This is a genomic window from Bifidobacterium felsineum, from assembly GCF_002802915.1.
In the GTDB taxonomy this organism is placed as follows: domain Bacteria; phylum Actinomycetota; class Actinomycetes; order Actinomycetales; family Bifidobacteriaceae; genus Bifidobacterium; species Bifidobacterium felsineum.
On sequence record NZ_PEBJ01000001.1, the window covers coordinates 701092 to 727343 of the forward strand.

Annotated in this window: 17 protein-coding genes and 1 tRNA gene; 15 read left to right on the forward strand and 3 right to left on the reverse strand. The window is 57.8% G+C overall.

Annotation, left to right across the window (positions count from 1 at the left end):
* Positions 1-54: 54 nt before the first annotated feature.
* The 5 genes from CSQ86_RS02910 (at position 55) to CSQ86_RS02930 (ending at position 4131) form a co-directional block, all read left to right on the forward strand.
* Positions 55-127 (forward strand) — tRNA-Arg (locus CSQ86_RS02910).
* A 65-nt stretch (positions 128-192) separates the two neighbouring features.
* The gene (locus CSQ86_RS02915; protein ID WP_100493575.1) at positions 193-597 is read left to right on the forward strand and encodes a GNAT family N-acetyltransferase; all 405 of its coding nucleotides are present in this window, start codon (positions 193-195) and stop codon (positions 595-597) included.
* A 126-nt stretch (positions 598-723) separates the two neighbouring features.
* Positions 724-1149 (forward strand): nucleoside 2-deoxyribosyltransferase, encoded by a 426-nt coding sequence (locus CSQ86_RS02920; RefSeq protein ID WP_100493576.1) that lies wholly within the window; start codon positions 724-726, stop codon positions 1147-1149.
* Positions 1150-1430: 281 nt separating this feature from the next.
* Positions 1431-2174, forward strand: a complete 744-nt coding sequence (locus tag CSQ86_RS02925; protein WP_100493762.1) for a carboxymuconolactone decarboxylase family protein — start codon at positions 1431-1433, stop codon at positions 2172-2174.
* Positions 2175-2274: 100 nt separating this feature from the next.
* Positions 2275-4131 carry an AMP-dependent synthetase/ligase gene (locus CSQ86_RS02930; RefSeq protein ID WP_165773710.1) on the forward strand — a complete coding sequence of 619 codons (1857 nt, stop codon included), beginning with the start codon at positions 2275-2277 and terminating at the stop codon, positions 4129-4131.
* A gap of 296 nt (positions 4132-4427) precedes the next feature.
* On the opposite strand, the gene CSQ86_RS02935 is transcribed toward CSQ86_RS02930, so the two are convergent.
* Complete coding sequence (locus CSQ86_RS02935) at positions 4428-4715, reverse strand: exodeoxyribonuclease VII small subunit (RefSeq protein WP_100493578.1); 288 nt, start codon at positions 4713-4715, stop codon at positions 4428-4430.
* Between the two features lie 49 nt (positions 4716-4764).
* The gene (gene xseA / locus CSQ86_RS02940; protein WP_100493579.1) at positions 4765-6138 is read right to left on the reverse strand and encodes an exodeoxyribonuclease VII large subunit; all 1374 of its coding nucleotides are present in this window, start codon (positions 6136-6138) and stop codon (positions 4765-4767) included.
* A gap of 368 nt (positions 6139-6506) precedes the next feature.
* Between xseA and nrdD the strand changes: the two genes are divergently transcribed.
* From nrdD to CSQ86_RS02960, 4 genes are all read left to right on the forward strand, one after another.
* Entirely contained in the window at positions 6507-8915 is a 2409-nt protein-coding gene (nrdD, locus tag CSQ86_RS02945) for an anaerobic ribonucleoside-triphosphate reductase (protein WP_100493580.1), read from the forward strand.
* Positions 8916-9072: 157 nt separating this feature from the next.
* Positions 9073-9783, forward strand: coding sequence for an anaerobic ribonucleoside-triphosphate reductase activating protein (gene nrdG / locus CSQ86_RS02950; protein WP_100493581.1), 711 nt, complete (start codon positions 9073-9075; stop codon positions 9781-9783).
* Between the two features lie 335 nt (positions 9784-10118).
* A complete protein-coding gene (locus tag CSQ86_RS02955; RefSeq protein ID WP_243387579.1) occupies positions 10119-15317 on the forward strand; it encodes an acyl-CoA dehydratase activase-related protein in 5199 nt (1732 codons plus the stop codon).
* A gap of 261 nt (positions 15318-15578) precedes the next feature.
* Complete coding sequence (locus CSQ86_RS02960) at positions 15579-16856, forward strand: glutamate-cysteine ligase family protein (protein WP_100493582.1); 1278 nt, start codon at positions 15579-15581, stop codon at positions 16854-16856.
* A 193-nt stretch (positions 16857-17049) separates the two neighbouring features.
* Here the strand turns inward: CSQ86_RS02960 and CSQ86_RS02965 are convergent, their stop codons facing one another.
* Positions 17050-17916 carry a MerR family transcriptional regulator gene (locus CSQ86_RS02965; RefSeq protein WP_100493583.1) on the reverse strand — a complete coding sequence of 289 codons (867 nt, stop codon included), beginning with the start codon at positions 17914-17916 and terminating at the stop codon, positions 17050-17052.
* 168 nt (positions 17917-18084) lie between these two features.
* On the opposite strand from CSQ86_RS02965, the gene CSQ86_RS02970 reads away from it, so the two are divergent.
* The 6 genes from CSQ86_RS02970 to CSQ86_RS02995 all read left to right on the forward strand — a co-directional run bounded on the left by CSQ86_RS02970 (position 18085) and on the right by CSQ86_RS02995 (position 26166).
* Entirely contained in the window at positions 18085-18939 is an 855-nt protein-coding gene (locus tag CSQ86_RS02970) for an SDR family NAD(P)-dependent oxidoreductase (protein ID WP_100493584.1), read from the forward strand.
* 56 nt (positions 18940-18995) lie between these two features.
* On the forward strand, positions 18996-20300 hold the full coding sequence (locus CSQ86_RS02975) for an L-lactate MFS transporter (protein ID WP_100493585.1): 1305 nt from the start codon (positions 18996-18998) through the stop codon (positions 20298-20300).
* Positions 20301-20318: 18 nt separating this feature from the next.
* Positions 20319-21356: a Gfo/Idh/MocA family protein gene (locus CSQ86_RS02980; RefSeq protein WP_100493586.1), complete on the forward strand. Its 1038-nt coding sequence runs from the start codon at positions 20319-20321 to the stop codon at positions 21354-21356.
* A 189-nt stretch (positions 21357-21545) separates the two neighbouring features.
* Entirely contained in the window at positions 21546-22178 is a 633-nt protein-coding gene (locus tag CSQ86_RS02985) for a TetR/AcrR family transcriptional regulator (protein ID WP_100493587.1), read from the forward strand.
* A gap of 287 nt (positions 22179-22465) precedes the next feature.
* The gene (locus CSQ86_RS02990) at positions 22466-23794 is read left to right on the forward strand and encodes an MFS transporter (RefSeq protein WP_100493588.1); all 1329 of its coding nucleotides are present in this window, start codon (positions 22466-22468) and stop codon (positions 23792-23794) included.
* A gap of 236 nt (positions 23795-24030) precedes the next feature.
* Entirely contained in the window at positions 24031-26166 is a 2136-nt protein-coding gene (locus CSQ86_RS02995; RefSeq protein ID WP_100493589.1) for a beta-galactosidase, read from the forward strand.
* The last annotated feature ends 86 nt before the right edge of the window (positions 26167-26252 follow it).

The window sequence follows — 26252 nt, forward strand, 5'->3', positions numbered from 1 at the left end:
CGATTTGTACGAATTGCCGGCTGGGCTTAAGTCCGTGTACAATGAAACGTCGTTGCCCGAGTAGCTCAGTGGATAGAGCACCGCTCTCCTAAAGCGGGTGTCGTCGGTTCGAATCCGATCTCGGGCACTTCGTTTGCCAATATGCGAAATCATGGCCGGTTGACTGGAATGTGAAGGCTAACATAAGCGGCCATGGCTATTGAATACACCGAAGAAAAGCGTTTTACCCAAGATCAAGTTCAGGCTTTGTTCCGCTCGGTTGGTTGGGAGTCGGCGAATTATCCTGAGCGACTGTTCAAGGCACTGCAGCATTCCGATACGGTGATCAGCGCATGGGATGGCGATCATCTGGCCGGATTGGTTCGTGTGCTGGATGATACCGAGATGGTGGCGTATATGCATTGGGTGCTGGTCGACCCCGCCTATCACGGCCATGGCATCGGCGGCCATCTGGTTGAGTTGGTCAAGGCCAAGTATCACGATTACCTATTCCTTGAAGTGATGCCTGAGGAAAGCAAGAACGCGCCGTTCTACCAGAAGCACGGATTCCATCTGATGGAAGATGGTCGTGCCATGCAGATTGTGAATCGCGGCTGAGCGGTATGGTGCGGCATTATCCACGGTTTTCCAGCAAATAGGCTGATTTGTTCACCATATGAAACAGTGTTCAAAAAATGAACTATTTGCTGGAAAGCGAGTGGTGCTGCGCTATGACTGTGAACCATGAGCGAAAAGGAATATGACTTTTACGTGGCTGGCCCGTTCTTCGACCCTGAGCAGACCGCAAGCATGGAGCGTCTGGAAAAGGTGCTGGAAGATCACGGCAAGAAGCTGTTCAAGCCACGATTCGTCAGCCAGATCGAAGAAGTCGGTCCGGAAGGCTGCTTCAACGACGATATTCATGGCATCAACTCCGCCAAAGCGGTTATCGCCAACCTCATGGACGAGGATGCGGGAACCATGTTCGAAATCGGTTATGCTCACGCGCTGGGTATGCCGGTCTATGGCTATTATGAAGGCCTGACCCCGATGGATCGCGTGAATCTGATGGTGGCGCAGGCGGTAAATATGGTGTTTGCCGGTCCGGATGATGTGGCCAAATATCTGGAAACCGGAGAACATACGGAAATCGATTACATTCAATTCTGACTTGTGCATTGCCGTGCTTCAGTGGACGGCATAGGCTTACGTACTGCCTCGATTCGGGTTGAGTCCCGGATCGGGGCAGTTTACGTTTGGCCATGCGTGTGATGTATGGAGCGTTACAGATAAAAGGTATTTGATTGCTGAGCTATTGCGCGGTTCCATGGAAGGGATTTCATGGAAAGGAACTTCTGATGACTGCGCAAACCACCGATATGCAAGCCGATGAAACAGATAACGCTTATGAACCTCACCTGACTCATGCCGCCAGCGAATATCTCGCTCGCATGTTCCCCAATGATGATGTTCCTTCTCTGCCGCAAACCGATCCGGAATTCACCGAGCGATTCGATAACTTCGCGTTCGATGAGGTGGTTAACGGTGGTGCGCCCGACGGTGAGGATCCGTTGGATGACCGGACTCGATTCATTGCGATTCTCGCCACTCTGCTGGGGTGCCAGGGCGTTGATCAATTCCGTGTAATGCTGGGCGCAGCCTTGGATATGGGCGTAACTCCTAGCGAGGCCAAGGAAATCGTGTATCAGGCGGTTGCCTATCTTGGTATCGGCCGTGTGTTTCCGTTCTTCGACGTTACCAATGAGGTGCTGACTCAACGCGGTGTCGCGTTGCCGCTCAAACCCCAGGCAACCACTGAGCCGGACTTTGCAAGCCGTGTCACTGCCGGTGAGCAAGCTCAGGTTGATATCTTCGGCAAAGGCATGAAGGGTTTCGCTACATCTGGCAATCCGGAATATCCGCAGATAAATCGTTGGCTGGCCGCCAATTGTTTCGGTGATTACTACACGCGTGGCGGACTCGATTTGCGCGAACGTGAAATGATCACCTACTGCTACCTGGCGGCGCAGGGCGGCGTGGAGCCGCAGCTCATTGCCCATGCGAAAGCCAACATGCGTATCGGCAACGGCAAGGCGTTCCTATTGAAGGTCGCTTCGTCTGTGATGCCGTTCATTGGATACCCTCGCACGCTGAACGCCATTCGCTGCATTGAGACCGCCGCCGCCGATCAATAAATTCGATCTTCTCGTGGTGATGTGATGGCCACATTCTTTCGACTGCTGGATGTCGAGAGGATGTGGCCATTTGTAACAGCCGTGGAGTTACATAGTGAATATGACTGAAAATATCGCTGATGTGGCACACAATGACACCACAATCGTCAAGCAGTTCACCAACCCGGTCAAGGAGCCGATTGACAGCGACATCAATCTGTTCGATCTACTCGATCGCCGTGCTGAGCGCGACCCTCAAGGATCGATGATCGAGTACAAGGGCGAAGATGGCGCTTGGCATCCGTATAGCGCCGAAGAATTCCGCCGCATGGTCATTGATTTGGCCAAAGGTCTAATTGGGCTCGGCGTACATAAGGGGGATTCAGTGTCTATCGTCTCCCACACTCGTTGGGAATGGACCGCACTGGATCTTGCGATTATGTCTATCGGCGCGCTCACCGTGCCGGTGTATGAGACGAATTCCGCCAGTCAGGTCAGCTGGATTTTCAATGATTCCCAAGTGACCATCGCCATTGCCGAGGATGATGGGCAGCGCGACAAGATCGAATCCGTACGCGATGAAGTGCCGACGCTACGCAATGTGTTTGTTATTGAAGCTGGTGGTCTGGATGCCATCAAGGCATATGGCGAATCAGTGACCGATGCCGAATTCTGGGAATACAAGAATGCTTCCCATGGCGATGACCTGGCCACCATCGTGTACACCTCCGGTTCCACAGGCACTCCGAAGGGCGTGGAGCTTACGCATCGCAACTTCGCGTTCCTGGTGCTCTCCGCCTTGCAATACATGCCTCGCGCTGGCGCTTGGCCGGATCGCCGACTGCTGCTCTTCCTGCCGTTGAGCCACGTGTTCGCGCGATTCATGGAATTCTTCAGCTTCGGCGGCACCATTACGCTCGCATTGAGCTCCAATATGAAGACCATGGTCAAGGATTTTGAAACCTTTGGGCCGACGCTGCTGCTTGCTGTGCCGCGTGTGTACGAGAAGGTCTACAACGCCGCTTCCCAGCGTGCCGGCACCGGTTTTGCGGGCAAGATGTTTGCCCGTGCCGCTGAGAATGCGCGCGCATGGTCCCGTGCCGAGCAGCAAGGGGAGAAGCTGCCACTTTTCGGACGCATTGCTCATGCCTTCTACGAGCAGGTGGTGTACAAGAAGATCCGCACCATTTTCGGTCCGAATGCCGACTTCGCCATCACCGGTGGCGCTCCAATGGATTCTGAGCTCTCACACTTCTTCAACGGCATTGGCATGCCGGTGCTGGAAGGCTATGGTATGACCGAAACCTGCGGTCCGGTGTGTGTGAGCTTGCCTGAGGATAACCGCATCGGAACCATTGGCATGCCGATGTGTGGCATCACCGCCGGTATCGCCGAGGATGGCGAACTGGTGGTCAAGGGGCCACTGGTGTGCAAGGGGTATCACAACAATCCGGAGGTCACCGCCCAGCAGATTACCGATGGTTGGCTGCATACCGGCGATTTGGGTGATATCAACGAGGATGGTTTCATCTCCATCACCGGCCGCAAGAAGGATCTGATTATCACCGCTGGTGGCAAGAATGTCTCTCCGGGCCTGTTGGAGGCTTCGGTGATGACCTCTCCGGTGGTGAACCAGTGCCTGGTGATTGGTGATAAGAAGCCGTTCGTGGCTGCTTTGGTCACGTTGGACTTCGCGGATGCGAACGCATGGCTTGAAGCGCAAGGTGCCAAGCCCGAGCCGGATTTGGCTGCGCTGGCCAAGAACGCCATTGTGCATGCCGAGGTGGAACGTGCGGTGAACGCCGCCAATGAGGGTGTATCCCGTGCCGAGTCGATTCGCAAGTTCGAGATTTTGCCGGACGAGTTCACCGAGGCCAACGGCATGCTGACCCCGAGCCTGAAGACCCGGCGTGCTCAGATTGTCAAGCACTACCGCGAACTCATCGACAATGTGATTTACGTTCCATTGAAGAAGTAGAGGGCTCCGTCGATTGACGGCTGCACCTGTGGGGTTCTTTGTGCATGCAAAGGACCCCACAGATGCAGCTCCCCTCAGTCAGCTGTGCTGCCAGCTCCCCTCGCCGAGGAGGACTCAGTCTAAGTTGGATTGGGCTGAGCCGTGTAGCGGACAGTCCGGTGGACTGCCTGTAGGCGAGGGGAGCGGCTGTGCCGCGACGGGGAACTTAGTCCAGATTGGATTGGGCTGAGCCGTGTAACGGGTAGTCCGGTGGACTGCCTGTAGGCGAGGGGAGCGGCTGTGCCGCGACGGGGAACTCAATCCAGATTGGATTGAGTTCCCGCGGTGGCTTCGTTGGCGGCCTGGTTAGCTTGTGCCTGGTCGAGCTTGGCGCGTACGTCATTGAGCAGGCCTTGTGCGCGCTGGGCCAGCGCTTCGCCGATTTCCCATTGACGCATTGACTGGTCGAGGTTCAATCCGCCGGTTTCCAGTGCCTGCACAGCCTGAATGAGCTTGTCTCGAGCCTCCTCATAGGGCATCTGTGCGATGAGCTTGCGCTCCTCGTCGGTCAAGGACGAAGCCGGGGTGGTGTTCTTGTCGGTCATGCTGTTCTCCTTTTATATAAGTGTTATGTCAATAATGTGCTGGTGATGATTATTCGGTTGCTGATGTGGCAGTTGCGGTGATGACGCCCTTCTTCAACGTCACGGTGAAATTGTCGCCGGCGTTGACGGTACTGGCGTCATCCACTACATGGCCGTCAGTGGATTGAACCACGGCATAGCCACGATTCAATGTGGATTGCGGGCTCAACGCCGTCAGCGAGGCGTGAGCCTTCTCAATGGTGAGCTGAGCGTCGTCCACAATGCGTCGAAGTCCGATGTCGAGCCGCTGCAACGAGTCGTCAATCAGTCGCTGATGTGGTTCCAGCATGGTGTGTGGCTGGGTGAGGCTTGGCCGGTTGGCATAACCTTCGACCAGCCGGATTTCATTTTCTACGCGTGAGCGCATACGCAGACGTATGCGGTCGATGGCGCCTTCGATGAGCTGCGATTGCTCGAAGACGTCAGGAACAACGCGCTTGGCTGCATCGGTAGGTGTGGAGGCGCGTAGGTCGGCCACCAAATCAAGCAGTGTCCAGTCATCTTCATGCCCGATGGAGGAGATGAGCGGTGTGGTGCAGGCATAAGCCGCACGTACCACACGTTCATCCGAGAAGCCCATCAAATCCTCGAAGGAACCACCACCGCGTGCCACGATGATGACGTCTACTTGCGGATCGGCATCAAGCTGCTGAATGGCTTGCACCACGTCTGCTGGGCATTGCTCGCCTTGCACATGAACGTGAACGACTTTGAATGAAACGGCTGGCCAACGCAAATTCACATTGGTAATCACATCGCCTTCGGCACGGGCTTGTGGTGCGCAGATTAGACCGATGGTCTTCGGGAACTCAGGCAGCGGCAGCTTATGATCAGCATCAAACAGACCTTCGCCTTTGAGCCTCTTACGCAATTCGTCGATCATGGCCTTGAGGCTTCCGCCTGCTCCAACGCGCAAAATAGTGTCGCCGCGCAGCGACAGTGACGTGCGCTTCATCCACAGATTCGGTTTGCCATGAATAACCACGCGATCGCCCTGCACGAATTCGCTGGCTGCTTGGGCAAATCGGCCGAAGCCATTGACCTCCATGGCAATGTCTTCGAAGTCGTCGCGCAAGGTGATATATGCTGAACCGGCTCGACGTGTATTGATTTGCGTAATCTGTCCGGTGACCCAGGCCGAAGGCCACCGTTCCACCGCGCCATAGAACTTTTGGCTGAGCACACTCACCGGCCATGGATTCTGTGCGGTGGTTTCAGCGGCGCGTGCCGGCAACTGGTCCGCTGGACGCGGACCGTCCGGCAGATTAATGGTGCCGTTTGTCTGCCCTGTGCCGGCAGCTTGCCTCGGGCCAAAACCGGCAGCTGCCAGTGAAGCGGCGGTAGGTGCCGCGCCTGTGTGAGAATACCCCATTGCTGTAGTCATGCTCTCCACTATAAGTGCGAAAAACGAAGAGGGAAAAAATTTACCCTGCCTGAAAAGTCATGCGATACTGCAGATACGTTGTCGACGAATTTATGGAGGAATGTCAATGCGGTGGATAAGTCTGTGGATGACACGCCAGATGAAAACTGTCACGGTAATCACACACTTGTAGTTTTGGCGGAAAATAGCCGAAAACCACTATAAATAGTCCAACACGCCTCTACGGGGTACTAGATATAGGGGTGGGGTTGCCGTATTGTTCTAGAGGTTCAAGAAAACGACACCCATGTAATTCTGCTTGGCTGGCGTAAGCGCGGCCAAAAACGAGTGTCTGTGAGTTGTGTGTTTAGAGATGAAAGGGGTGCCCGATGGGCGCACAGGTGATGGAAGAGACCGCCACCAAGCATGAGGCGAGAGGCGCTGTCCGTGGTGGCGTGGTGCTCGTGGAGAAGCGTGATGGTCGTGTGGTCGATTTTGATCCGATCAACATCATCTCTGCGGTCAAGTCCGCTTTCAAAGATCTGGACAAAGAAGTCGGCCCGGAAGAGGAAGCCATGATTCGCGGCTTCGCCAACCAGGTCGAAGGCGAGATCAAGGAACGTTACGCAGGTCCCGCCAAGATTGAGGATATCCAGAACCTGGTGGAGCACGCCCTTATCGGCGCTCACCTGTATGACGTGGCTCGTGCCTACACGAACTACCGTCTGGACAAGGATATCCAGCGTGCCAAAGCAACCGACGTGAACGAGGCTGTGGCCCGCTTCATGAATCACGATCCTTCGTTGATTCATGAGAACGCCAACAAGGATTCCAACGTCTACGCCACCCAGCGCGACCTACTGGCCGGTGCCGTCTCCAAGGCCGCCGCATTCAACATGCTGCCGCCGGCCGTCTCCAACGCGCACATGAAGGGCGATATCCACTTCCACGACGCCGATTACTCGCCATTCACCGCACAGTCCAACTGCTCCCTGCCGAATTTCTGGGACATGCTGGCCAATGGCTTCACTTTGGGTAACGCTCCGATGGCCTCCCCGAAGTCCATCGCCATCGCAGCCACCCAGATCACCCAGATTATGAAGGATGTGGCCTCCAGCCAGTACGGTGGCCAGACCGCTAACCGCGCCGATGAGCACCTTGCCCAGTACGCCAAGAAGGATTACGAGAAGTTCCTTGAGGAAGCTCGCGAAACCATTCCGGACGGCATGCCGGTCGAGTTCGCCCGCCGCCAGGTGGAGAACGCCAAGAAGAACGAGCCCTCCAAGCTGCACTTCGGCAACCGTGCGCCGCTGCCGATGGACGTTCCGTTCCACACTGATGTAGACGAGCTTGAGCAGGAGCGTGAGATTCTCGCCAAGATTCGTACCCGCAAGGCTATCTACGACGCCATGCAGACCATGGAGTACCAGATCAACTCCAACCGCGTCTCCAACGGCCAGACCCCGTTCGTCACCGTGGGCTTCGGTCTCGGTACCGATTGGTTCTCTCGTGAGATTCAGCGCGCCATCCTGCTGAACCGCATCCGTGGCCTCGGCAAGGAACATCACACCGCTATCTTCCCGAAGCTGGTGTTCACTATCAAGCGTGGTGTGAACTGCGACCCGAGCGACCCGAACTACGACCTGAAGCAGCTTGCCTTGGAATCCGCCACCAAGCGCATGTACCCGGATGTGGTGTTCTACGAGAACATCATCAAGATTACCGGCTCCTTCAAGGCCCCGATGGGTTGCCGTTCCTTCCTGCAGGGCTGGATCAACCCTGAAACCGGCAAGGATGAGGAAGATGGCCGTATGAACCTCGGTGTGGTGACCGTGAACGTGCCGCGCATCGCCATTGAATCCCATGGCGACAAGGAACGTTTCTGGAAGCTGTTCAACGAACGTATGGAAGTGGCGCATCAGGCCCTGCAGTTCCGCATCATGCGCTGCAAGGAAGCCACTCCGGTCAATGCTCCGACCCTGTTCCGCTTCGGCGCGTTCGGCCGTCTCGGTGCCAACGACAACGTGGACCAGCTGTTCAAGAACGAGCGTGCCACCGTATCCCTCGGTTACATCGGTCTCGCCGAAACCACCGCGGTCTTCTACGGCAAGAACTGGATTCGCGATCACGGATGGGATCCGGAAGGCAAGGAATTCGCACTCTCCATCGTCAAGCGCATGAACGAGCTGTGCAAGCAGTGGAGCAAGGCCGAGGGTTACCACTACTCCGTGTACTCCACTCCGGCTGAGTCCCTGACCGACCGCTTCAACCGCATGGATCGCGAGAAGTTCGGCCGCATCGAAGGCGTGACCGATCACGACTTCTACACCAACTCCTTCCACTACCCAGTGTGGCTGCAGCCGACCCCGATGGAGAAGCTCAACTACGAGAAGGACTTCCCGTACTACGCTTCCGGTGGTTTCATCAACTACTGCGAGTACCCGTGCCTGCAGGACAACCCGAAGGCTCTCGAAGCCGTGTGGGATTACGCCTACAACATCGGCATCGGCTACCTCGGCACCAACACCCCGATCGACCATTGCTTCGTATGTGGCTTCCAAGGTGACTTCGAGCCCACTGAGGAAGGCTTCAAGTGCCCGGAGTGCGGCAACTCCGATCCGGACAAGTGCAACGTGACCAAGCGCACCTGCGGCTACCTTGGCAGCCCGGTCCAGCGCCCGATGGTGCACGGTCGTCACGAGGAGATTGCCCACCGCGTCAAGCACATGAGCGGCGAAACCGGTCGCGTGACCTTGAACGACGGCACCACGCGCGAGTGGTTCGAAGAAGCTAAGTAATCGTTAGCGTGGGGCGTGAGGGTCTCCCCGATATGTTGTTCGACACACTCAAGGCCGTTCGGCCGAGCTTACGGTCTTGCAACACATCGGGGAGACCCTCACTTGGCTTCCAGCTCAACGTTACGGTTAGGCGGAAGCGGGAAAATGGAGGATATCCATGATGCGCGAAATCAAGCGCCATGACTTTGCGGCAGGAGAGACCGGTCGAGGACCCTCCGTCCCCTCGCATGGGCTAGCCAATGATCCGAAAGCCGGCCAATGGGATGGGCGGCGTATGTCCAAGCGCATGATCGCCGACTACAAGACCTTCATCGTCACCGATGGCGAAGGCGTGCGTAACTCCCTGTATGTCTCCGGTTGTCCGTTCCATTGCGTGGACTGCTTCAACGCCTCCATCTGGGACTTCCAAGCCGGGCATGAATACACCCAGAAGCTCGAAGACAAGATCATCGAGGATCTCAAAGCCCCATGGGTGCAGGGCATCACGTTCCTTGGCGGCGAGCCACTGCTCAACACCCCCGTGCTGGTGCCGCTCGCACAGCGCATCCGCCAAGAATTCGGCCATGCCAAAGACATCTGGTGCTGGACCGGATACACATGGGAGGAGCTCATGCGCCCCGGCGAGACGCCTGACAAGCTCGAGCTCCTGCGCCTCATCGACATCCTCGTGGACGGCCGATACTTGAAGAATCAGAAAAACTCCCTGCTGCAGTTCCGCGGTTCCGCCAACCAGCGTATTCTCGATGTACCGAAGTCCCTCGAAGCCGGCAAGCCGGTCATCTGGGCCAAGCTTCATGACCAGGAACGCGACATTCCCGAGATCTACCTGAAGGACCGTGAGGCCGGCGAGGGTTCGCAGGCGTCCTGAAACGAGGTTTATGAATTCGTTTGTATGTTCTCGAGGGATTGGTAAATGCGTGAACATACAAACGCGTGCCGAGATGCCCAGACGAGAAGCATTGCGGTTATGAATATTATGTGCACGACACAGGCAATATCTTGAAAAGTGTTGGGAAACATGCTTTCCGTGAGCGAAATCACGATGAAGAGTGCCATGTTGGGCAGGTGGTCAGACTAAGCTAACCCGAAGAAGTAGCCGGGCGAAGCCGTCCGCAGGGTGCCTGCCAGCCGTCCGAGGCGGTCGTTGGTTCCCTTGCGGCTTGTGCAGGCAGTTATCCCGGAGGCCGAAGCTAAGAGGAACACATGGTTGATACCGCATCGAACGTGACCGCGGACGACGCCCGCATTGCCCACGCAGATACGCAGGCGAATGCGAATACCGCGTCGGACACGAATGTGGCCGCAGCAGCCGTATCAGAAAACATCAAACCGTTGCGCGTGGGATTGGATATTGGATCCACCACCGTCAAAGCAGTGGTGCTCGATCAATCCGACTCCCTCAAATCCACCCTGTTCTCCGATTATCGCCGTCACCATGCGAACGTGCGTGCCACCGTGGCCGGTCTGCTCGTAGACATTCATAAGAAGCTTGAAGAACTTGGCCGTGGCGATGAGCCGATTCGTTTGGCCATCACCGGCTCCGGTGGTCTGGCCTTGGCGGACAACATGCATGTGCCGTTCATTCAAGAGGTCATCGCCGAAACCGAAGCCATCGATAAGGAATATCCGCAGGCGGACGTCATCATCGAACTTGGTGGCGAAGATGCCAAGATTACTTACTTGAAGCCGACTCCCGAGCAGCGCATGAACGGTTCCTGTGCTGGTGGCACCGGCGCGTTCATCGACCAGATGTCCACGTTGCTGGACACGGATGCCGCAGGCCTCAACGAGATGGCCAAGAGTTACGAGAATCTGTACCCGATCGCATCCCGCTGCGGCGTGTTCGCCAAAACCGATTTGCAGCCACTCATCAACGATGGTGCCGCCAAGCCGGACCTCGCCGCCTCCATCTTCACCGCAGTGGCCACGCAGACCATCGCCGGTCTTGCCTCCGGCCGCCCGATTCACGGCACCGTGATCTTCCTCGGTGGCCCGCTGTTCTTTATGTCCGAGTTGCGCGCCGCATTCCAGCGTGCGCTCGAAGGCAAGGTGGACGAATTCATCGTGCCCACCAACGCCCACCTGTACGTGGCCTATGGTGCCGCATTGCAGGCGGATATCGATGCCGACGATGAAGGCCACCATTTCGAAGCGCACAGCTGCGCTGAGATTTTGAAGCGTTTGGAAGAGCTTGAAAACCTGCCCTCCAATACGCCCACCATGCCGCCGTTGTTCCCCACGGAGGCGGACCGTGAGGCGTTCAACAAGCGCCACCATAAGGAACACATCCACATCGGCACGCTTGAAGGTGCGCACGGTCCGCACTTCCTCGGCATCGATGCAGGCTCCACCACCATTAAGGCCACATTGGTCAATGACGATCGCGAAATCGTCTGGTCCAGTTATGCCAACAATGAAGGCAGCCCGCTGACCGCAGCCATCAACATCGTCAAGAAGATTCAATCCGAACTGCCTGAAGGCGCTTGGATCGCACGTTCCTGCGCCACAGGCTACGGCGAAGGACTCATCACCACCGGTCTGCATTTGGATGAGGGCGTGGTGGAAACCATGGCCCACTACCGCGGTGCCGAAATGGTCAGCCCCGGCGTCACCGCCGTCATCGACATCGGCGGCCAGGATATGAAGTACCTCGCCATCACCGATGGCGTCATTGATTCCATCGCCGTCAACGAGGCCTGTTCCTCCGGTTGCGGTTCATTCCTGCAGACCTTCGCCATGTCGATGGGCTTGACGATTCAGGAATTCACGCAGAAGGCACTCGCCTCCACCCATCCGGTGGACTTGGGCTCCCGTTGCACCGTGTTCATGAACTCCTCGGTCAAGCAGGCACAGAAGGAAGGCGCTTCGATTGAAGACATCGCGGCCGGTCTGTGCTATTCCGTGGTGCGCAACGCCTTGTACAAGGTCATCAAACTGCGTGATTCCGGCGAACTCGGCGACACCGTGGTGGTGCAGGGCGGCACATTCCTGAATGACGCCGTGCTCCGCGCCTTCGAACTGCTGACTGAGCGTGAAGTCACCCGCCCGAACATCGCTGGCCTGATGGGCGCGTTCGGCGCGGCTCTGACTGCCCGCATGCATTATCAGGACGAAGCCGATCATCTGGATACAGTGGTCAAAGCTGACGGCACCGAAGAAAAACCGCAGCCAGCCGGCGAATCCAAAGCCGAAGGCTTCAAGAAGACCGGCTCTGCTGAAGCAAACGCCTCGGAAGCGCATACGGTCGTCATCGATGGCGTGGCCCATACCGCCAGCTCCATCCTGACCGGCGAAGCACTCGACAACATGTCGATGACCACCGAACGTGACGTGTGCAAGCTGTGCCAGAACCACTGCAAGCTCACCATCACCACGTTCTCCGACGGCTCCCGCTTCGTAACCGGCAACCGTTGCGAACGCGGCGGCGACGCCAAGAAGAAGCGCTCCGACCGCCCGAACCTCTATGACTACAAGTACAAGCGTTGCTTCGCCTACCGCCGCCTGACCGATAAGAAGGCCACCCGTGGCGAAATCGGCATTCCGCGTGCGCTCAACATGTATGAGAACTACCCGTTCTGGTTCACGCTGCTGACCTCCCTCGGTTTCAAGGTGATGATTTCCGGTCGCAGCTCCCATGAGCTGTTCGAAACCGGCATCGAATCCATTGCGTCCGAGAACATCTGCTACCCGGCCAAGCTGGTGCACGGCCACATCAAGTGGCTGCTCAACAAGGGCGTCAAAACCATCTTCTACCCCTGCGTGAGCTACGAGGAGAATCTGGTCCCCAACACCGACAACCATTACAACTGCCCGGTGGTGGCCAACTATCCACTGGTCGTCGGTGCGAACATGCCCGAACTGCGCGACCCAAGCGTGCGCTACATGCACCCGTACTTCAACCTTGCCAACCATGAGCTGATGGTCGACCGCATCGTCGAGGAATTTGCATGGGCCAACGTGACCCGTGAGGAGGCCGAAACCGCAGTCAAGGCCGCCTACGCCGAAGACAAGGTGTTCAAGCACGACGTGCAGCAGGAAGGTCTTGCCGCGCTCGCCTATATGAAGGAGCACGGCTGCCGGGGCATCGTGCTCGCCGGCCGTCCGTACCACATCGACCCTGAAATCAACCACGGCATCCCGGAGACCATCTGCTCGCTCGGCATGGTGGTGCTTTCCGAGGATTCCATCTGTGAACTGCAGCCGGGGGAGAAGCTCAACCTTACTGCCTTCCTTGCCGAAGGTGAGCAGGACCCACGCTCCAAGAATGCGGCTGGCTTCCGCCATGTCGGCGACCGTACGGTGACCAAGATGCCATTGCGTGTCACCAACCAGTGGGCATACCACTCCCGTCTGTATGCGGCCGCACACTTCGTTGCCTCTTACCCGGGACTCGAACTTGTGCAGCTCAACTCGTTCGGCTGCGGCCTCGACGCCATCACCACCGATCAGGTGGCTGAAATCCTCGCCGATAAGGCCGATGTGTATACGCTGCTCAAGATCGATGAGGTCTCCAACCTTGGTGCCGCAAAGATTCGACTGCGTTCGCTGAAGGCCGCAGTCGAGGAGCGTGAAGCCAATAAGGCTCGTGAAGCCGCTGCAGCCCAAGCCGCAAACCAGCAGGCGGCTGACAAGGCAGAAGCTCTTCAGGCTGAAGATGCGGCACAAGCCAAGGCTCGTGAAGCCGCCAAGGCCAAGGCCGAAGCCGATTTGGCCGCCGCCAAGGCAGCGCTTGCCGAAGCGCAGGCCGCAGTCGAAGCCGCCGAAGCCAAAGTCAAGGCGGAACAGTCCGAAGCACAACCGGCAGCCGGCCCCAAGCCGATGGGCTTCCGTAAAACCGGTTCTAAGGCGCCGACCCCCGGCCGTCAGGTACTGCTCGACACCACAATGGCAGCCAATCCGAAGCTCACCAAGGCTATGCGCGAGGCTTCCAAGAAGGCCGCGCAGCGTGACCTCGATGCCGCAGTGAACGCCAAGAACGTGCTCGCGGGCTCGAACGGCACCGTTGATCAGCCGGATTCCAAGCAGGGCAAGACCACCAAGAAGAACGCGCATAACAACGCCACGATGAGCCGCTACGCCCATCGCCAGAAGTTCCTGAAGAACATGAAGCGGGACTATACCATTGTCGCTCCGCAGATGAGCCCGATCCACCTTTCATTGGTGGAAGCGGTCATCCGCTCCGGCGGATACAAGTTCGACGTGTTGAAGCACGCCAGCCGCGGCGATGTGGAAACCGGCCTGAAATACGTGAACAATGACGCCTGCTATCCGGCCATCATGGTGATTGGGCAGCTTATCGATGCGATTCTGGAAGGTAAGTACGATCCCGATCACGTGGCTCTGGCCATCACCCAAACCGGCGGCATGTGCCGCGCGACCAACTATTTCGGCCTGATTCGCAAGGCCCTGATCGACGCCGGATACCCGCAGATCCCGGTCATCGCCATCTCCACGCAAGGCTTGGAGGATAATCCGGGCTTCAAGGCCACGGTGCCGATGCTGCATCGCGCCATCAAAGCATTGATTCTGGGCGATCTGCTGATGAAGTGCCTCTACCGTGTGCGTCCATACGAGGTGGAGAAGGGTGCGGCCAACCGTCTCTATGAGCAGTGGGACACTATCATCCGTGAAACCATCGAGCATCACGGCTTCTCCAAGACCGCGGCCAAGACCCCGTGGCTGAAGAAGGGATATCTGCCCTACGGCACGCTCGCCAAGGAGATCGTGAAGAGCTTCGACGCGCTGCCCCTGAAGGATATTCCGCGCAAGGTGCGCGTCGGCGTGGTGGGTGAGATCCTCGTCAAGTACCAGCCGGATGCGAACAACCATGTGGTGGATGTCATCGAATCCCAGGATTGCGAGGCCGTGGTGCCCGGCATCATGGAATTCATGACCACACGCCCCTACATCACCGACTGGAACGAGAAGAACCTTGGCATGGGCGGCAACCAGCAGCTCTATGCGCTGATGCGCTGGGGGCTCGACATGTACAATGCGCCGATCAAGAAGGCCATTGCACTGTCTCACGGTAAGTTCAAGCAGGACGATCCAATGCCTGAACTGGTCCAGAAGGCCGGCGAAGTCACCTCCATCGGTGTGCAGGCCGGCGAAGGCTGGCTGCTTACGGCCGAGATACTGGAACTTATCGAACAAGGGTGCCCGAACGTAATTTGCGCGCAGCCATTCGCCTGCCTGCCGAACCATGTGACCGGCCGCGGCATGTTCGGCAAGATTCGTCGACTGCATCCGGAAGCCAACATCGTGTCCATCGATTACGATCCTGGTGCCTCCGAAGCCAATCAGCTCAACCGCATCAAGCTGATGATCGCAGCCGCAAAGAAGGCGCATCTGGCCAAGTTCTCGGAAGCTGGGGAGCCGCAGGGCTTTACATCCGCTGACTGATGTGAAAATGGTACGGTAACGTAACCGTGTTTGGACGGCAGGTAACGCATTCCGACACACTCAAGGCCGTTCGGCCAAGCTTACGGTCTGAATACGTCACCTGCCGTCCAAACACTCCATATCGGTAATGTGCGCTTTGCAGTTTGGCTTTGTGGCATGGCTTTGTGACATGCGAGGCAATCGCCGGCTATCGGTTTTTTATATAGCCGATTGGCGGGCATTCGGGCGCGGCCGAGGACTGGCTCGCATACGATACCGTTTATGGTTACTCCGAGGATTAGTTATGCGCATTTGCTCGCCAAGCCGAACCCCAAGCATGTCGAAAGCCTGCTGAAGTTCTTCGAAAGCGGTCGCGCCCAGCGCGGCACCGGTGGATTCGGTGTGGAAATCGAGCATCTGCCTGTGCATAACGGCAGCGATACGGCCGTCAGCTATTACGAACCGAACGGCATCGAGACGCTGCTCAAACGGCTTGCTCCCTACTATGACGAAGCAAAAGAATACTGGGAGAACGGCCATCTCGTAGGCCTCGCGCGCCCCGGAGTCTCGGTTTCCCTGGAGCCCGGTGGCCAGGTGGAGACTTCAATCGGCATCCTGAAGAAGCCCAGCGATTTGATCACGCTGTACACTAAGTTCCGTCGTGAAGCCGATCCGATTCTCAAGGACCTCGACTTCCGCTTGGTCAACTACGGCTACCAGCCCAAGTCCAGCTTCGCGGATGTGCCAGTGAACCCCAAGGATCGCTACGATGCGATGACCGACTACCTCGGCCGCGTCGGACAGTTCGGTCCATGCATGATGCGCTGCTCCGCATCCACACAGGTCAGCATCGACTTCGTGGATGAGCACGACGCCATCGAGAAGATGCGTCTGGGTACGGTGATTGGCCCGATTCTGGCGTACTTCTTCCGCAACACCCCCTATTTCGAAGGCGAGACGAACCCATGGCCGCTACTTCGTCAGCGCATGTGGGATTACCTTGACTTCCAGCGCACGAATGTGATTCCAGGACTGTTCGACCCACGCTTCGGCTGGGAGGATTATGCGATTGACGTGCTTTCCACGCCGCTGATGTTCGCCGATCTGACTCATACGCCCGAAGCAGTGGCCTCCGGTGCCAGCCCGAAGGAACTGCACCGCCCGGCCTTCCGTGAGAATGCCGGCGACGTGTATCCGGATCGTGAATTGAACCCATACGAGATTAACCACATCATCTCCACGCATTTCAATGATGTGCGATTGAAGAACTTTGTGGAGCTGCGCCACTGGGATTCACTGCCGATCGAGCGTGCGGAGCGTCTGACCGAAATCGTGGCTTCCCTGTTCTATGTTCCGGAGAACCGCGAACGCCTCGAAAGCTACTTCGATGGCATCACCGAAGAGGAGGTGTTCGAGGCCAAGGCCAACATTCAGGCTCATGGCCGTCAGGCTTCCCCATACGGTCAGCCACTCGAATTCTGGAAGGAATTCCTGGGGCTCGAAGGTTTGCTCGCGGACATCCCCGGCGACCCGAATCACCCGGACGTATTCCAGGAGTAGGAATCAGCCTGAGGCTGATGATTATTAAGCAATCTTCGATTGCGGTCTCTCCCTCAGTCCGCCTGTGGCGGCCAGCTCCCTCATCAGAGGGAGCCGATGGAAACGAGCCTCCCTCTGATGAGGGAGCTGCCATTGTGCTAGCAATGGCGAAGGGAGAGGCTTATATCATGCGGTATCATGCGAAGCATGATTACTACATGCGCCCGGCGTCGCAATGGTGCCGGGTCATTCTTACGCGCATCGAGCCTTCAGTGGTATGACTGCCCCAGATTTCGCAAATGGTGACATGCCGCCATTCATTGGAATCGAATTGCATGGCCATCGCCAGCGCTTCATCGAAGCATGCGGTTAAGGATTCCCGCTCGATAACTTGGCCTTCTGCCGGTCCGCCATCCGGATGGAAAACGGTCAGAGCGGCATCGAAGCCGAAATCAGCGTCCGCGGGCTTGCTGCCAGTAGACGAGCCGTCTGCAATCTTTGGCTCGAACTGCTGGTATGCGTATGCCTTATGCTCCAACAAGTCCACCAGAATGCCTCGCCGCAACAGACGCGGCAAACCGGAATCCCGCACGGCCGCGCGTAACGCGGTCATCGCCCGCAGATACGGCTTGAGTTGAAAAACGTCGCCAAAATAAGGCCATGATTTGCCCAGCATCCATGTGGCCGGCAGATCGGAACGCACGATGCCGTCATCGGGCGTACGTGCCTTACGCGTCACTTCACCTAAATAATCATTCAGACTTGTCTCCAGCGTGCGTAAGCGAGTCACTTCCCGCGCCACACGCTCGCGTCCGGTTTCCATCAACGCTCGCCAATCAAGCGATCCATCGGCTTCGCGGAATGATTCAATCAAATCTAGGGGAACTCCGGCATCCAAGCACAGCCGAATCACATCCATTTCCAGCATCTGATCGGGCGTGTAATACCGGTAGCCAGTGCGCGAATCGGTTACGAACGGCGTCAAAATACCGTGTGCATCGTAATAGCGCAATGCTTTGGCACTCGTGCCATCAAGCTTGGAGACCTCACCGATGGTCAGCAGCTCATCATCCTCGCGCATCGATGACACTCCTTTGTCATCCTCGTGAATTTGACCTTACCCTCGGGGCAAAGTTTAGCATCGCAGCTACCAAGCCCGGCGGCATCAACGGGGATGCGGCCGAGCCTGGTGCATAAGCGCACAGCGATGTGTGTGGTACCGCGAACAGCGAGCATAGGAGGTTCGCTCATGGATGAGCGCAAAGACAATAGTTGGTTGGGATTATTCGGTGACGTATGCGTAGTCACCGGAGCGGTTGGTGGCATGGGCACCGCCATCGCCGCTGAGCTGGCTCACGCCGGAGCCCGACTGGCATTGGTCGATATCAGCGAAGAACATACCGCGGCATATGCGGTTCAACTTGCCGACGAATATGGTGTTGAAGCGCGCGGCTATGGTTGCGATGTCTCCGATGCCGATGATGTGGAGATTCTTAAAGATAAAGTCGTCAAGGATTTCGGCACTGTGGACGTGCTCGTCAACACGGTCGGCATTCTGCGTTTCGCTCCGCTGGAGGACCTGCCGCTTTCCGATTGGAAAGACGTCATCAATGTGAACCTGACCGGCGCATTCATCCTTTCGCAAGCCTTCGGCAAAGTGATGCTGGAGCATAAGACCGGCCGTATCGTGCACATTTCCACGGTGGCTTCGCATTCGCCGGAAACCTTCTCCGGCGCGTATTCGTGCGCCAAAGCCGGCCTTGGCATGCTCTCCAAGATGATCGCCGCCGAATGGGGGCCGTTCGGCATCCGTTCCAACTGCGTATGCCCATGCTTTGTGAAGACCCCGATGAGCGCCTCTTTCTACGCCGACCCCAAGGTGACCGAGGAACGCGAACGTCTGATCGCCTCCCGTCGTATCGGAGAAGTGCAGGATATCGCCAATGCAGTGGCCTTCCTTGCCTCCAAGCGCTCCGATTTCGTCAACGGCGACGAAATCAGCGTGGATGGCGGATTCCATCTCATGATGGGAGACCTCACGCCCAAGCCGGGCGGTCGCCGCCAGTTCGCCATCAATTCACTGAAGCAGCGCGGACTGCTGTAATCGGCCAAATTCAGCGCTTGGATCGCAGTTCCATCACAGTGCAGAAAGGATCATTCATGACTTCCCTTACCGCAGTTTCCGGCTCCAATGCGGCTGCCAAACATGAACCCAACCGATACGGCGTATTGTCCGCCGCATTCGTGGTCATGTTCTTCGTGGCATCCATCGCCCTGTTCAGCGTCTTCCTCAATCCACTGTCCGAACAACACGGGTGGACGCCCGCCGAAGTCAGCCTCTCATACTCCATTTTCCAGACGGTGATGGCCGTCACAGGCATCTTCTCCGGGCGTATCTCCGATAAATTCGGTCCGCGCACGGTCATGCTCGTCGGCGGTTTCGTCTTCGGTCTTGGCTGGTTCCTGACCGGCATCGCAGACAGCCTGCCAATGCTGTATATCTGCCATGGATTGATTGCGGCTGTCGGCAATGGTCTGGTCTACAACCCGGCCCTCACCACGGCGCAACGTTGGTTCCCGGATATTCGAGGCAAAGCGTCCGGCATCCTTTTGGCCGCTGCCGCCATCGGCCCGGCCACACTCGCCCCGGTGGCCAACGCCCTATCCAGCGCGTTCGGCGTCTCCAATGCGCTGAAGATTCTCGGCGTCACCTTCTGGGTGACCATCACCTTGGGCTCGCTGTTCGTTCATCCGGCACCTGCCGATTACCGACCGAAGGGCTGGGAGCCTCCAGTCGCCGACAAGCCCACAGGCATCGCTGCCGCTACCGGCGATGACGGCAGTTTCGATTTCAAAGCCATGCTCGCTTCGCCGCGCTTCTACGTGTTGCTCGCCGTCTACGCGATGGCCGCATCCTCCGGCACCATGCTGGTGGGTGCCGTCTCCTCCATCTCGCAGGAGCATGTGGGGGCCGTGGGCACGATGACCGCCGCCGCATTCGGAGCGATGGCCGTATCCATCTCCACCATCTCCAACTTCCTGGGACGCTTGACATTCGGTGCGCTGTACGACAAATTCGGCGCATTCAAATGCCTGTCGCTGATGTTGATGGTCACTGCGCTCGCCATGATCGCGATGTCGTTCGCCTACAATGCCGTGTTCTTCGTGATTTGCGTGATTGTGCTCGGTTTCGCCTTCGGTGCGCTGTTGGTGATTTACCCGCCGCTGACCGGAGAAACGTTCGGCACCAAGCATCTCGGCGTCAACTACGGCATCATGTTCCTCGGCTATGCGCTTGGCGCATGGATCGGCCCGCGTCTGGCCACCGGGCTGCACTCCGAAGCGTATGGCTACCGCATCGCATTCTATGCGGCGGCAGGCGTCACTGTATTTGGCCTGGTGATCGTGCTGTTTCTTGCCGCCCGAGTCAAGAAGGCCGGCACGATGATGCCGGCAAAGAAGTAACCAATCAAGGAGTAAATAATGACAGAACAACTTCGACTGGCTGTTATTGGCGCTGGAGCCATGGGCCGCGATCATATCCGCTATATTCAGGACGATGCCGACGCGCGATTGGTGGCCATCGCAGATCCGATGCCGGCCACTGAGCAGGTGGCCAAGGATGCCGGCGTGCCGTGGTTCGCCGATTACCAGGAGATGCTGGATTGCACTGCGCTGGATGGCGTAGTGATCGCCTCGCCGAACCATCTGCACGTGCCGATGGCGCGCGAAACCGTAAAACGCGGCATTCCGACCCTGGTGGAGAAGCCAATCAGCGATGATTTGGATGACGCCCGCGCGTTCGCGGCCGAAGCGCGTGCCTCCGGCGTACCCGTGCTGGTCGGCCAGCATCGCCGCCATAATCCCAAGGTGCGTCGTGCCAAGGAGATCATCGAATCCGAAGCCCTCGGCAAAATCGTGACCGTGGCGATCTTGTACAACCTGTACAAGCCGGACACCTACTATGACATTCCGTGGCGCAGGCAGAAAGGCGCCGGCCCGATTCTGGTGAACATGGTGCACGATGTGGACCTCATGCGTTATCTCATCGGAGAGCCGGTGGAGATTCAGGGCATGTCCGCGAATTCCGCGCGTGGCTTTGAAGTAGAGGATTCCGCCGTGGCCACCGTACGATTCGCCAACGGTGCATTGGGCACCATCACTTTGTCGGATTCAGCGGCCAGTCCGTGGAACTGGGAATCCACCGCGCGTGAGAACCCGTTCTTTGCACCATACGACACCGACGCCTACTACATCATGGGCACCAAAGCCTCGCTTTCACTACCGCGACTGCATCTGTTCTCGCATGCCGGCGGCGTGAGCGATTGGACCAAGCCGTTCGTCTGCGAGGTGCAGGGCGTGCGCGAAGGATTGCCACACCGCTTGCAGTTGAAGCATTTTGAACGCGTGATTCGCGGGGAGGAAGAACCGCTGGTCACTCCCGAGGACGCGATTAAGACGTTGGAAGTGCTGAACGCCGTCAAACAGGCGGCGGACGGCGGTGAACTCGTGCGTCTGTAGCGTGCTATTCGTACTTTTCGCGCGACAAGTACGCTACGAGGGCTCAAACTGGTCCTTTTGCGTCCGATTCGCGCGAAAAGTGCGGTAGAGTGACCAGATTTGGGCCGGAAACGTACTTTTCGCGCGAAAAGTACGTATAGGAGATGAGGAATGCATCTTATCGAATGAACATTCGATATAATAGCTCGCATGGTAGCAGCGAAGCAGAAGCGAGTGCGCAAAAGCCCTGAAGAGCGACGCAATGAGATTGCGCAGGTCGCAGTGCGTCTGGTGGGGGAGAAGGGCTATTATGGCACGTCCCTGAAAGACGTGGCCGATGCGGTGGACATGAGCCAGCCTGGTCTGCTGCATTACATCGGCAACAAGGAAGGTCTGCTGTCGATGCTGATCACCGACAGCTACGACACCTACGGAACTCCGGATGATTTCATGGCATCGGGGTTGCCCGGCAGCGATCCGGAGCGTTTGCTGTTCCCCTCGTATCTGCGCTACCTGGTTCGTTACAATGCCCAGCGACGTGAAATGGTGCGCCTGTATATGAACCTGGAGTCCGAGGCGTTCAGCCCGGAGCATCCGCTGTTCGAATACTTCGAAAACCGCCCGGAAGCGGTGTGGGATCACTATTCGCGCTATCCATGGGTTATTCCTCCGCAATTGGGTTCGTGGGAGGACTCCATGAAACCGATAGTCCGTCTATGCATTGAAGCCATGGATGGCGTGCAGCTGCGCTGGATGCGCCAGCCTCCGGTGGACCTTTATGACGAGTGGCTGAACTTCGAGGCGATGATTTTCCCCTCGCCCCTGTGGGACAACTATCGCTGATGCTGTGATTCCTGATATGCTGCATGCCGCCGACAACGTCGTTGGCGGCACGGGTTTACGCTGTTCGCGGCTTTGCATAGTCATAACTAGATAAAAATGTTCCCGCGTGTCGCAATGAGCTGTTGGTGGCTGTAAAACGTTGAAATATAAGCGATTTAGTGTATCTAATAGTTGTTATATAACAATTTGACAAAGAATGCGTTCGGCTTTATGCTAATGGCATATCTAATGCATGTTAGATACATGTCAAAGCAGACAATGGCGAATAAGAAACACGAGGTTCAAGGATGAGTGCTTCAACCGCAATCCCCGCAGACGAGCGTCTGGCGGCTTTCAATGCGAACATCGAAGCGGCGGATAAGGATCCGTCGCTGTCTCCCGAAACCGGCAAGCAGATGGACAAGGTCACGCTGATTCGTTTCGGCGCCGGCTTCCTGGTCTTCGGCCTGCTGTGGATGAGCGGTCTGGCCATCGTTTCCGCCGTGCTGCTTACCAAGCATCTGCAGTCCATCTTCGGCCCGGACGTTGAAGGACTGACCGGTGTGATCAACGCCTGCACCGCAGTCGCATCCCTGGTCTCCAACCTGCTGTTCGGCACCCTGTCCGACCGCTCCCGCTCCAAGTGGGGCCGTCGCACTCCGTTCATCGTGCTGGGCGCCATCCTCGGCGGCGTAACCCTGTTCCTGACCGGCATGGTGACCAACGCCGTGGCCATCACCATCATCTACTGCCTGTGCATGTTCGGCCTGAACGCCATGATCGCCCCGCTGGTCGCCATGATCTCCGACCGTATCCCGATGAACGTGCGCGGCACCATGTCCGCCTTCTTCGGTGCCGGCCAGACCTGCGGCGCCCCGATCGGCACCCTCATCGGCTCTGCTTTCATCCTGAAGCCGTTCCCGGGCTTCATCCTCGCCGGCGTCCTGATGTTCCTCGGCGGCATCGTCGCCGTGATCATCGTGCCGAAGGAATCCTCCGCAGACTTCCTGCCCAAGGACGAGGGCAAGGCCTCCGATGTGCTCCGCAGCTTCATCCCGCCAAAGTTCTCCACCGCTCACGACTTCTACAAGGCGTTCGCCGGCCGTATCTGTATGCTGCTGAGCTACCAGATGATCACCGTCTACCAGCTGCTCATCTTCCAGAAGTACATCGGCCTCGATGACACCGCCGCCGGTGCCGCAATGGCCACCATGTCCGTGATCACCATGGTCGTCTCCCTCGGCGGCTCCGTGGTTGCCGGCCCGATCTCCGACCTCATCGGCCGCCGTAAGATTCCGGTCGTTGCCGCCTCCGTGCTGTTCGCCATCGGTATGGCCATGCCGTGGATTATGCCGACCACGCTGGGCATGTTCCTCTACGCCGGCATCGCAGGTCTCGGCTACGGCGTCTACTCCTCCGTCGATCAGGCCCTGAACGTCGACGTGCTGCCGAACAAGGAAGAGGCCGGTAAGGACCTCGGTGTGCTGAACCTCGCCACCACCTTGGGCCAGATGCTCGGCCCGGTGCTCATGTCCGTGATCACCATGACCCTCGGCTACGCCGCCGCCTTCCCGATCTCCATCGTGTTCGCACTGCTCGGCTGCGTGTTCATCATGATGATTAAGGGCGTCAAGTAAGCCTCGCGCGGTGCGCGACATCATGCAAAACCCTCTCGGCTGCGGCCGGTCCGCTTGAATCAAATCCAGTGGGCCGGCCGTTTCCATATGAGCGCTCTCGGTTCCTTCCAACTCCTCTTGTTGACAGGGAGGCTGACGGCAGAGCCGGCTGAGGGGCAGACCAATGAAAACTCGACAACAACTTCAATAAATCGGCAATCAGCCTAACCCAGACACAGCAGGGGAGTGACCTTACGATGAGCAAGACCAGCGTTGACCGCATCCTGTTCGGTGCAGCCTACTACGACGAATACATGCCCGCCGGCAAAGACCGCATCGAAACCGATATGCGCATGATGGATGCTGCAGGCATCAATGTGATTCGCATTGCCGAATCCACGTGGAGCACGTGCGAGCCGCAGCCGGGAGTATTCGACTTCAGCCATGTGGACCGTGCGCTGGAAGCCGCCCATCGCCACGGCATCAGCGTGATCGTCGGCACACCTACGTACGCGGTGCCCGCATGGCTGGTCAAGATGCATCCGGATGTGCTGGCCGATACCCCAGCGGGACCGGGCAAATACGGTCCGCGCCAGATCATGGATATCGTCAACCCTTCCTACCGTTATTATGGCGAGCGCGTGATCCGCCGCTTGATCGAGCATGTAGCCGACCATCCGGCGGTCATCGGCTATCAGGTGGATAACGAAACCAAGTATTACGATTCCGTGAGCCCTGATATGCAGGCATTGTTCATCAAGTACCTGCGCGGCAAGTTCCATGATGATTTGGATGCGTTGAACGCTCACTTTGGGCTCGACTACTGGTCTAATCGCGTGGATGCTTGGGAGGATTTCCCGGATGTGACCAACACGATCAACCAGTCGTTGCGCGGGGAATTCGACCGTTTCCGCCGTGAGCAGGTGGCCGAATTCCTCGCATGGCAGGCGGATATCGTGCGCGAATACGCTCGTGAGGATCAGTTCGTCACCCAGAACTTCGACTTCGAATGGCGTGGCTATTCCTACGGCATCCAGCCGGCCGTCGACCATTTCAAGGCCTCCAAGGCCGTGGACATCACCGGCGCGGACATCTACCACCCCACCGAGGACGAGCTCACCGGCACCGAAATCGCCTTCGGCGGCGACGTGACCCGCTCTACCAAGAATGGCGCCAACTACCTGGTCTTGGAAACCGAGGCTCAAGGTCAGCACGGCTGGGTGCCATTCCCCGGTCAGCTGCGTTTGCAAGCGTACTCCCACCTGGCTTCCGGCGCGGACATGGTGGAATACTGGCATTGGCATTCCATCCATAACTCCTTCGAAACCTATTGGAAGGGTCTGCTGAGCCACGACATGGAGCCAAACCCCACCTACGAAGAGGCCGGCGTATTCGGTCGCGAGGTTGCGGACATTGCCATAGGCGGACGTCTGGTACATCTCGCCAAGCGCAACAAGGTGGCCATCATGGTCTCCAACGAGGCCCTCTCCGCGCTGGAATGGTTCCGTGTGGAAACCGGCTTCCCGGATGGTGTGGGCGTCAACTACAACGATATTGTGCGCCGCGTCTACGATGCCTTCTTCCAACTCAACGTGGAATGCGACTTTCTGCCGGTGGACGCGCCCGCCGAACGTCTTGCGCAGTACGCCATGATCGTGACCCCGGCACTCTACTGCACGCCGGAGGAAACCATCGTGCGCCTGCGTGATTTCGTGGCGAACGGCGGCCATCTGTTCTCCACAATGCGATCGTTCGTCACCGATGATGAGGTCACGGTTTGGGATGATCGCGCACCGCACAACCTCACGGACGTGTTTGGCCTGACCTACAACCAGTTCACCCGCCCGAAGAACCGAGTGGCCGTGCAATTCGCGGATGATGCCGCGCTCGCCGGCACCGCGGAGACTCAGGCCGAGGCGCTGATCGAACTGCTGAAAGTGGATGCCGCCGCCAACACCGAAGTGCTCGCCCGCTACGGTCACTATGCGTGGGAATCCTACGCGGCGGTGACCCGTCACCAATTCGGCCAAGGCAGCGCCGAATGGATCGGCACCCTGCTGGATGCCGATACGATGCGTGCCGTGGTTCGCGAGGCCGTGGAACATGCTGGTCTCAAGCCGGTCGGCTTGCCGCTCGCTGGTACCGTCACCGTGCGCCAGGGTGTGAATAAGGCCAGTGAAACCGTGACCTACCTGCTCAACTATTCAGCCGATGAGGTCACGTTCCCAAGCCCGGTGGCCGGTTCGGTGGTCGTGGCGCCTGAGATTATCGGGGCGGATGGCACGATTGATGAGGCGGCGTCCGTCTCGCTCGCCGTGCGCCCAGGCAAGAATGTGCAGGTTGGCGAGGAGCTGACGATTCCGCGTTGGAACCTGGCTGTCATCATTGATTGATGATGGTGATTTTGGCTCTCCTTCTCTCGAGGGAGAGCCTTTTTGCTGTGTACGACAGCGTATGTGGTATTCAGTAACTACTAGAA

What these genes read in the sequence shown, in the direction of transcription:
- CSQ86_RS02915 (WP_100493575.1), top strand. Translation starts at nt 193, where the DNA reads ATGGCTATTGAATACACCGAAGAAAAGCGTTTTACCCAAGATCAAGTT.
- CSQ86_RS02920 (WP_100493576.1), top strand. Translation starts at nt 724, where the DNA reads ATGAGCGAAAAGGAATATGACTTTTACGTGGCTGGCCCGTTCTTCGAC.
- CSQ86_RS02925 (WP_100493762.1), top strand. Translation starts at nt 1,431, where the DNA reads ATGTTCCCCAATGATGATGTTCCTTCTCTGCCGCAAACCGATCCGGAA.
- CSQ86_RS02930 (WP_165773710.1), top strand. Translation starts at nt 2,275, where the DNA reads ATGACTGAAAATATCGCTGATGTGGCACACAATGACACCACAATCGTC.
- CSQ86_RS02935 (WP_100493578.1), bottom strand. Translation starts at nt 4,715, where the DNA reads ATGACCGACAAGAACACCACCCCGGCTTCGTCCTTGACCGACGAGGAG.
- xseA (WP_100493579.1), bottom strand. Translation starts at nt 6,138, where the DNA reads ATGACTACAGCAATGGGGTATTCTCACACAGGCGCGGCACCTACCGCC.
- nrdD (WP_100493580.1), top strand. Translation starts at nt 6,507, where the DNA reads ATGGGCGCACAGGTGATGGAAGAGACCGCCACCAAGCATGAGGCGAGA.
- nrdG (WP_100493581.1), top strand. Translation starts at nt 9,073, where the DNA reads ATGATGCGCGAAATCAAGCGCCATGACTTTGCGGCAGGAGAGACCGGT.
- CSQ86_RS02955 (WP_243387579.1), top strand. Translation starts at nt 10,119, where the DNA reads ATGGTTGATACCGCATCGAACGTGACCGCGGACGACGCCCGCATTGCC.
- CSQ86_RS02960 (WP_100493582.1), top strand. Translation starts at nt 15,579, where the DNA reads ATGGTTACTCCGAGGATTAGTTATGCGCATTTGCTCGCCAAGCCGAAC.
- CSQ86_RS02965 (WP_100493583.1), bottom strand. Translation starts at nt 17,916, where the DNA reads ATGCGCGAGGATGATGAGCTGCTGACCATCGGTGAGGTCTCCAAGCTT.
- CSQ86_RS02970 (WP_100493584.1), top strand. Translation starts at nt 18,085, where the DNA reads ATGGATGAGCGCAAAGACAATAGTTGGTTGGGATTATTCGGTGACGTA.
- CSQ86_RS02975 (WP_100493585.1), top strand. Translation starts at nt 18,996, where the DNA reads ATGACTTCCCTTACCGCAGTTTCCGGCTCCAATGCGGCTGCCAAACAT.
- CSQ86_RS02980 (WP_100493586.1), top strand. Translation starts at nt 20,319, where the DNA reads ATGACAGAACAACTTCGACTGGCTGTTATTGGCGCTGGAGCCATGGGC.
- CSQ86_RS02985 (WP_100493587.1), top strand. Translation starts at nt 21,546, where the DNA reads ATGGTAGCAGCGAAGCAGAAGCGAGTGCGCAAAAGCCCTGAAGAGCGA.
- CSQ86_RS02990 (WP_100493588.1), top strand. Translation starts at nt 22,466, where the DNA reads ATGAGTGCTTCAACCGCAATCCCCGCAGACGAGCGTCTGGCGGCTTTC.
- CSQ86_RS02995 (WP_100493589.1), top strand. Translation starts at nt 24,031, where the DNA reads ATGAGCAAGACCAGCGTTGACCGCATCCTGTTCGGTGCAGCCTACTAC.